Source organism: Lentibacillus saliphilus (assembly GCF_019093865.1).
Lineage (GTDB): Bacteria > Bacillota > Bacilli > Bacillales > Amphibacillaceae > Lentibacillus_B > Lentibacillus_B saliphilus.
On sequence record NZ_JABJXD010000029.1, the window covers coordinates 1 to 633 of the forward strand.

Annotated in this window: 2 pseudogenes; both read left to right on the forward strand. The window is 43.6% G+C overall.

From position 1 onward, the window contains the following. Positions 1–66: pseudogene (locus HPC67_RS15655) on the forward strand (protein CgeA); the annotation flags it as partial. 6 nt (positions 67–72) lie between these two features. Beyond that, a pseudogene (gene cgeB / locus HPC67_RS15660) lies at positions 73–633 on the forward strand (spore maturation protein CgeB); the annotation flags it as partial.

Below are 633 nucleotides of genomic sequence, written 5' to 3' on the forward strand. Positions count from 1 at the left end.
CCGGCAGGCCAAGCTACAACATTAATTGATGTAGACAAAGTAGAAAGCGTTACGTTCTTTTCATAACATCCGATGAAAGTGTTGTATATCCAGTCGGGATACGGAGGAATATATTGTTATTTTGATCGCTGGGCTGAAGAATGTTTTCGGAACACTCATACAGAGTATATGTCTGCAGATACACTTGAAGCAGAAACTTTGGTGAAGATCGAAACGTTTCAGCCGGACTTCGCACTCTTGATGGTTGGAGACCGCGTTCCTCACGACTGGCTGACCTGGTTAAAGGGTAAGGGTATCCCCGTATATGTTTGGCTGACCGAAGACCCATTTTATATGGATATCAGCCTACAGGTAATCAAGCTCGCTGACGCCATATTAACGATTGAACAAAATGCCGTTCTCTATTATCAAGGGCTCGGCTACCAGCACGTCTATTATGTTCCGATACCAGTTAATCATCGGCTGTTTAAAAAAATGGGCACCGAACATTCCTATCATTCAAATCTGTTAATCATCGGCTACCCTTACCCTAATCGGGTTCAGCTTATAAAAGAAGCGGTCCATCTGCCATTCACGGTTCGGGTAATCGGCAAGGAATGGAGAAAATATCTGCCTAAAAAAGTGCTCAAACAG